At 31.7% G+C, this 8,875-nt stretch carries 3 protein-coding genes; 2 read left to right on the top strand and 1 reads right to left on the bottom strand.

The genetic code is table 11. From position 1 onward, the window contains the following. Positions 1–6,963: non-ribosomal peptide synthetase (locus tag QZ143_RS08290; protein WP_292883074.1), on the bottom strand; the 6,963-nt coding region annotated here is incomplete at its 3' end. A gap of 924 nt (positions 6,964–7,887) precedes the next feature. Between QZ143_RS08290 and QZ143_RS08285 the strand changes: the two genes are divergently transcribed. Then, the gene (locus QZ143_RS08285; RefSeq protein WP_292883071.1) at positions 7,888–8,289 is read left to right on the top strand and encodes a hypothetical protein; all 402 of its coding nucleotides are present in this window, start codon (positions 7,888–7,890) and stop codon (positions 8,287–8,289) included. Between the two features lie 352 nt (positions 8,290–8,641). Beyond that, positions 8,642–8,875 (top strand): hypothetical protein (locus QZ143_RS08280; RefSeq protein WP_292883069.1); only part of this gene is annotated, 234 nt, incomplete at its 3' end.

The following is an 8,875-nucleotide window of genomic DNA, read 5'->3' as shown; positions in this document are numbered from 1 at the left end:
CCTATTTGATAGGCTATTCAATTGATTGTAAGACAATGTTTGGTCATGATCAATAAGAGCAATCTCTTCAGAGAGATTTGAAACTGAATCTTCGAACAGTTCCTTAAGATTTGCGTCAATCTCAATCGCTTCAAAATCATTGTGAATTTCTCTTAATTCCACTTCCTTTTCACCTGACAATAATGAAATCTCATCAACAGGTTTAGTGAAATTTTCCTGCAGCTTATTAATCATCAATCCAATATTATCAGTTAAATCCTCAATGAACTCCTGAGAATAAAGTGCATCATTATACCTTAAAAATACCAGATAATTGTCCATGTCCTCTTCAATGTAAACGCTTAAATTGAATTTTGGCAAATCAAGTGAAAGGTCTTCAACCTTTAAGGAATTGACTTTGCCGCCATCATTAACCATCTGGTATTCAATATCCACACCCACCTGATAGGCATAGTAGATATTCGGATTGATATTATACTTTTCAAATAATTTAGTATATGGATAATTTTCATGATTGATTGTTTCAGTTAATGTATTTTGAACCGAATCGAAATATTCACCAACACTTTGACTTGTATCGATTTTATGAATGAATGGTAGTGTTTTTACAACCATTGCAATAGTATTTTCATAATTTGGATTCAATCTGCCACTGGAAATAGTTGCAATTAGCATGTCTTTTGTATATGTATATTTACTCAATGTCAAAAGAGTTGCAGATAAAAATAAATTATTTGGAGTGATATCATATTCCTTACAGAATTCATCAATCGAATCCTTGCTTATTGAATTATAACATTCACCCAATTTTGCAGTTTCAATAGGTTTAGTGATATTCGGTGTGATATCAGTACTAATGTCAATCTCAGAAATTTTGGAATTGAAGAATTCTTCGGATTTAATGTAGGAATCTGACCCCTCCTGTCCATAATCTTCAAGAATATATTCAAATCCGGTATAGCCCTCCGTTAACAGATCCTTATCATGATATGCATTAATCAGGTTTTCAATTAATACATTCAATGACAATCCATCAAAAATGATATGATGAATATCCAAAAGTAATGTAGTTTGATTGTTATAATAAAATATTTTCGCCCTGTAAAGTGGAGAATCAAATAAATCAAATGGTTTTGCAAAATTTTCTCGAACTTTAACACTGCATTCCTTATTTAATATTTCCACATTGACTTTTGCATCATCCTGACGTTTAATGCATACTTTTCCATCTTTTTGTGTGATGATGCTTTTTAGATAGCTGTGATAATCAAATACTTTTATCAAAGATTCCTTTAATCTTTCAGGATCGATATTTTTACCCAATTCTATAACGAAAGGCATGTTATAAATTAACTTATCCGGATTTTTGACTGATTCTATGTATACGTTTAACTGATTATGGCTTAACGGATAATAATCCTGTTTTTCATAATTGACCTTTACAACTTCACTGGTATTGATGAGAAGATTTTCCAAATCACAAATATTTTCTGCATCCATCAATGTTTTAAAAGATAGTGAGGTGTTAAAACTAGAATATATCTCGTGTGAAAGTTTCATTAGGGACAATGATGAAAAGCCTAAACTAAACAGATTATCAGTAACACCAAAATCTTTGAAATTCAAAATTTCACTGCATATCTCATACAGCTTTCTTTGAACATTATTTTTAGGCAACACATATTCAGTTATTAACATAGGCTCAGGCAAATTCTTAACATCAACTTTGCCGTTCGGTGTCTGCGGCATCTCATCCAATTGCATAAACACAGTTGGAATCATATAGCGAGTAAGGCGATCCTTTAAAAATTCCTTCAAATCATCATTATCAATTGTCTCATCAGCAGTATAATAAGCACATAAATGGTCATTGTTATTAATCTCTTTAATCACTACCACAACTTGTTTGATATTTGGATATTTGCTTATGCTAGTTTCGATTTCACCTATTTCGATTCTTAATCCTCTTAATTTAATTTGATTATCTATCCTTCCCTTAATGTCAATTTCACCATTTGGAAGTTTGATAGCATAATCTCCGCTTCTATAATAAGGAATGCCGTTTATGGTTAAAAATACTTCTTCGGTTTTTTCAGGCATGTTGTAGTATCCTTTTCCAACACCAATACCTCCAATGTACAATTCACCCATTACACCCAAAGGCAATAGCTTGCCGTCGATATCACGAACATCAGTTATATAATTGTCATGCGGAAGGCCTACAGTTATGTCATTGACATCTGTGACTTCCTTGTTGTTTGATGTGATAGTCGTTTCGGTCGGACCGTAACTGTTGTAAACAACAGCATCACTGTATTGCCTTAAATCCTCATAGACTTTAGTTGAAAATTTCTCCCCACCTAAGAAAACGCATTTCAAGCAGCGAATAGCTTCACAGAACTCTTTAGCTTCCAGGTATGAAGCCAATCTTGATGGAGTAAAGTCAGCAACTTCAGGTTTGTTTTCATTGATTAATTGAGTCAATTCAGGAATATTCTTAATTTCAACATCATCTGCAAATATCAATTTCAAACCATTGGATAGTGAAGTAAGAATATCATCCGTAGACACGTCAAAAGAAATTGTTGTAATACAAAGCAAGCTATCATAAGTGGATTTAGGATTTGAAACCTGATTGCAAATGTTTTCATGGCTAATCATTACTCCCTTAGGATTGCCTGTTGATCCTGAAGTGTAAATCATATAAGCCAAATCATCACCAATAACGCGAATATTCGGATTATCACAATCCCCTTCTTCAAGAAGTTCATCAACATCCAATGAAAGCTGGGAAGTTTCATTGCATATAATATAATCCGCCTGACTGTTTTCATAAATATATTTAATCCTTTCTTGAGGGTATTCAGGGTCAATAGGAACAAAAGCACATCCCGCTTTTAAAACACCCAATATAGAAGCAATAAGGCGACTATCCCTTCCAAGCATTATAAGAATATTGCTTTTTGGCTTAACACCCTTTTTGATTAACGCATTGGCAATCTTATTACTTTTCTCATTTAACTCAGCGTAAGTTAAGGTAGCGTCACTTGCAACCAATGCCACGTCATTTGCCTTTTCGACCGCCTGTTTTTCAAAGCGTTTATGTAAAACCGGATTTTCAACTGGAGTGAAATCAGGCAATTCATCAAATTTGTTCAATTCTATTTCATTAATCTTCAATTGTTCGATATCACTATCGACAAATTGGTTTAAGATGGATAAAACACTATTCAGGAATGTTTTAATATATTTTTCACTGTACAAAGCATTATTGTATAAAACAACCAGTTCCATACTGTCTCCAGTTTCATTAACATCAAAAGTTATTTTATAATCGGTTTCAAGGGAATTCAAATTTTTTATACTGTACACATCATTGCCGAATTTGACTTTTTCCTTTTCGAGATTGTTGTATGTATACATGAATTCAGGCTTCAAATCAAACTCATCAGCAATATTGATATAAGGATAATTGCTGTGCTTGATTCCATCCTTCCAGATGTCATCAATTTGTGTGAATAATTGCCTGACTGAAATGTTTCTGTCTTCATTGATGGAAACTATCGGGAATGTTTTAACTAGAAATGCCTGAGTATTATAATAATTAGAATTCAATCTGCCGTTGAATATGGTTGTCAATAACGTTTTGTCACTGAATGTGTATTTATTTAATGCCAATATTGTGCTTGCCATGAACAATATGTTTGGTGAAATTCTTTTTTCGGCGCAGAACTCTTTTATGAATTGTGAATCTATATTTTCAGAAAGGGACTCCAATCTGCCAATATCCTCATCATTGTTCAAGTCAGGAGTCAGAACAGTTGATTCCACTTCTTTTGACAGTTGCTCATGGAAATATTTCTCACTGGCAACATATTCTTCACTGTCCTTGCCTTCTTTTTCAATCAGAGAACAGATATATCCGTCATAGACTTCCCCTTCAATTTCCTCACCATTGTATGCATTGGCAAAGTTATTGAATAATGCATCCAATGATTCACCATCAGATATTATATGATGGATATCAAAGAATAGCACTGTTTCATCAGTTGTCTTATAGATTTTGGCTCTAAATAGCTGATTATTTAATAATTCAAACCTCTTGACATTTTCTTTTTCTATTTCCTCATCAGAAATATCTTTCACTTCCACAATAGGAATTTCATCAATAGGCATTGAATCATCACGTTTGTGCATCAGTTGGCCTTCATGATTGACAATTCTAGTTTTGAGATAAGGATAGGCATCAATAGTTTTGATAATGGATTCTCTTAATTTCAATGCATCAATTGACTTATCAAACCTTACGATTGCCGGAAGATTGTATTGCGCTTCATCAGGATTCTGAGCGCATTCATAGTAGACACCCAATTGATTAACCATCAATGGATAAAATGTTATATCAGTTGAATATTCAATCAATTCATTTAAATCCTCATCGGATTCGGCATTATCAATTTGACCGGCAATATTGCGTATTGTAGGATTATCTAACAATTCAAGAATATCCAAATTAATATTGAATGATTCAAAAATGTCTACATTGAACTTCATCAATGACAATGAGGTAAATCCAAGTGAATATAAATCATCAGTAACACCAAAACCATCGGCATTAACATATTCCGATACCATTTCTAACAATTTCTCTTCGGTATCATTGACCGGCAAAACATTTTCAAACACCAATTTAGGTTCTGGCAAATTCTTAACATCAGTTTTACCATTTGCAGTTTGTGGAATCTCATCCAGCTCCATATAAACTGTAGGAACCATATAATAAGTTAATTTTTCGTTCAGATATTCTTTCAATGCATTAATATCAATGGAATAATCCTGTTCGTCATTTTTAAACTCATCATAAACAGTAAAGTATGCGCATAAATGATCATTACCGTCAATATTCTTAAGAACAACTGCAAGAGATTTGATGCCTTCAAATTCCTTTATAACAGATTCAACTTCACCTATTTCTATTCTTAATCCACGGAGCTTGATTTGGTTATCCATTCTTCCAAATACATAGTATTCCCCTTCTTCCGTGACCTTTGCAAAGTCTCCAGACTTGTAGAACCTGATTCCATTTTTTTCTACAAAAGCGTCAGCATTTTTGTCTGGACGGTTATAGTATTCCCTGCAAACACCTTTCCCGGCAATATACAATTCTCCAATTACATTTGGAGGCAGAGGATTGGAATCCTCATCCATGACCTCTTCATAAACATTCAGCATTGTTTTTCCAATGGTGATCTTATTGCTTTTAAGCAAGCTGGAATTACAATAAACTGTGGCTTCGGTCGGACCATACAGATTATATATTTTTCCATTGGAATTTTTGGAAAGCAGGTCATATAATCTAGGAGGGAATGATTCACCACCAATCAGATATGCTTTAAAACCATACATAGTCTCCTGCATGGATTCAATTTCCAGATATTGAAGTAAACGTGAAGGTGTGACCACATAAACATTTGCTCCAGTCCTTTGAATTAAATTCTTCATTTCAATAGGGTCTTTGTATTCGCTGTCGTCAGCAAATACTACTGGAATGCCATTTAAAAGTGATCCCATTATTTCCTGCTGAAAAACGTCAAAGGCAACGGTAGTTGTGGATAAAACTTTATACTTCTCCTTTTCCAGATTATTGACCAGTTCATAAGTATAAATGTTTTTTGGGTCGGGATATACATAATTTGCAAGATTCCTGTGTTCAATCATTACTCCCTTTGGAAGTCCAGTGGAGCCTGAAGTATAAATCAGATAGACCAGATTCTCAGGAGAAACGTCGACATCCGGATTGGAAACATCTTCCTCTTCGAGCAATTCATCAATATGTAACAGCTTATCTGAATGGGCAGATAAGTCAATATTTTTAATATCCACAATATCGTCAACAATTATGAATTTTGAGCCACTGTCTTTTAAAACATGCTCTATTCTGTCATCCGGATAGTCGGAATCAATTGGAATAAAGCATGCCCCTGTTTTTAAAATACCAAAAATTGAAGAAAAGACGCTGCTGTCACGTTTTAGAATTATCATGATTTTATCTTCAATTCCGACACCTTTTCTAATTAGGGCATTCGCAATACGATTGGCCCGTTCATTTAATTCATTGTAAGTAAAATTGCCATCAGAGGCAGTTAAAATAACATTATCTCCCTGCAATTCCACCTGTTTTTCAAAAATCTTATGAATCAGCAACTCGTCAATTTCAACAAATTCCAAATCATCAACATCAGGAACATCCCGATTAAGTATGGAAACGTCTTTTAGAAAAGTATTCTCCAATTCATCATCGGATAATTTGATTATCTTATTTAAAACTATTAAAATACCATTTAAAAAGGTATTGATTAATTCTGGTGAATATAAAGCATCATTAAACTTGCAGATTAATTCAAAATCATTTTCATTTTCTGCAACATTTAATATTAGGGCATATTTATCTTCTTTGGAGAGATTATCGCAGTTGAACTGATACAAAAATTTAGGATTGAAGCCAAAGTCATCAACAATTTGCAACAATGAATCATGATGTACAATCGAATTTAGCCATACCCCATTAATCTGTGATAAAAAAGATTTGACGTTTAAATCCGTATCCAGATTTAATATTAAAGGATATTCTTCAAATGATTGATTATCAATAATTCCACTATTTGCAAAAAGTAAGTTCTTATTATAAACAAATTTAGACAGTACAAAACTTGAAATAGCTAAAAATAAATTTTCTGATTCAATATTTAACTCATTGCAGAATTTATTTACATGATTAGAATCAATGAATGAACCTATCCTATGAACTGAACCTTGCAATTCATCTCCATTTAAATCAGGAGTGATGAATGTTTCATCATCTATTTTCAAAATTTGGTTTTTGAAATAATCTTCAACCTCATTTTCACAAACCAACATATCTTTTTCTTCAATGCCCTTCGCTAATGACAAATTAATACCCATAAAACCTCTCCAAATAATCTTATACAATAAATTATTTTTTTATCAATATTTATTATTTATTGAAAGATTTAAAAATCCTAAGGAACGAAAAAATCATAATATTCAAAATTTAATGAATAATTTTAAAATTATAAAAAGGGATTGAGAAAATAGTGCATTAGCTTCTTAATTGATGAATTGGTGGAATAAGATTATATTAGAGTGAAATGTTATGATTATGATAAACCAATAAGAACACGAATAATTCGTATAAAACTTATAAAAAAGTTCCGATACTTACTCTTTTTCAGCACTGAAACTCTAATGAAAAATTTGTTTTGTAGTTATTATTAAATCTTTTGAAACCGTTGAAAACATTAAAATCATTGTCTGATATTGTAATATTTCTTTCACTCCGTAAAATTGCTTTAATTTTAAACAAAAACTATATATCATTTCTAATTTAATATGATAATATTAATTACAGTTTAATTAAGTAAAATAAAGCTATTGAGGAATGAAAATAGCCAATGAAAGATTCATCATTGAAACATATGGCATATAGGACAATGGCAAACAATTGACTTGGGAAGAATTATGTGATCTCATAAATAAATTGTATGAAGAAAATAAATTGCTGAAATCAGTTAAAACCATAGATTCTATCATATCTAAGTTAAAAATAGAAAATGATTGTTTGAAATTCAAATTGGAAAGCACAAAAAAATTGCTACAAAAAATAAAAGATTATTGTGATGACATAGGGATGATAATAGATGGCTATAAATCAGATGCAGAAAGATATTGGAGTTGCTTTATCTTGGTTTTCATTTATTCCGAGTTATGAAGCATATGAAGAAGATTTAGAGGTTTTTAAAGGTTAAAATCATATTCATAAAAAGATTTAGGTGATTTTGATACCTATACTGGAAAAGGAGCTATTGAATGAATGATAAACGAAAAACAGTCCCTCTTGATGACATTATTGGAATACTTGACATTCCTCCAGTTGAAGGAAGGTTTCATGAAATTCTTTCTACTCAAGAAATATTAGATACTGAAACAGACATCAAATATTATGGATTAGTAGATAGAGAATTTCTAGAGCTTGTCAATAAAATAGTTGAAGAAAAAGAAAAGTACTTTGAAATGGGAAAAAACGAATATGAATCAAATAAAAGATGCCATTTACACAGATTAAGTGTTTTTCAAGAATATGCTCAAAAATATGAGAGAGACAGTAAAGAGCATGATCTTATCTGTGAAATAGGTAGTAAAATAGGATTGCCAACTGGTATTTTTGGTGATATCAATCATAGAGCTGGTAAAAGTAATGGAGGATTTTAATGACTAATAAAAGATTTATCATAGATTGCAAGGACATTATCAACAATTGGAACAAATTCATAGACCAAACCAGGTGAAAAAATGACTGATTTCTTATATGGTCTGTTTTTAGGTTCAAGTTTTGTACTGAATCTTGTTCTTATATTATATTGTATCCTACTTATAAAAGCATATAATAAAGTGAGTGATGATAATTGATAGTTTATTTAATTTATGAATTGCATAATGGTGTTGAACCAAGATTAAGAACTGGATATGTTAATAGGAGAACTGCTTACAAAAAAGTAGAAGAATGGAATAATAGAGAGAAAAAAGTGCATAGTTATTATATTAAAGAATTTGAGGTGATAGAATGACTGAAAAACAATTTACAGTAGAAGATATTGAAGATATGATTTATCAATTAGGAGTATTAATATCCGATGCCTCACATGGACTCCTCATTACCACTTTGAAAAAAAATTTTTTTGAAGAATATAAAAAATTTGACACAATAACTGCATGGGAGTGCTTTGTTGATGAAGTGAACCGTATAGAATCCGTTGTAGAATTACATGACTTTCTTGTAGGATTTAATAAGGAAGAT

This window comes from Methanobrevibacter sp. UBA188 (assembly GCF_905234905.1).
Lineage (GTDB): Archaea > Methanobacteriota > Methanobacteria > Methanobacteriales > Methanobacteriaceae > Methanocatella.
The sequence above is the reverse complement of the archived record's forward strand: the minus strand, read 5'-3'. Positions and strand labels throughout refer to the sequence as shown.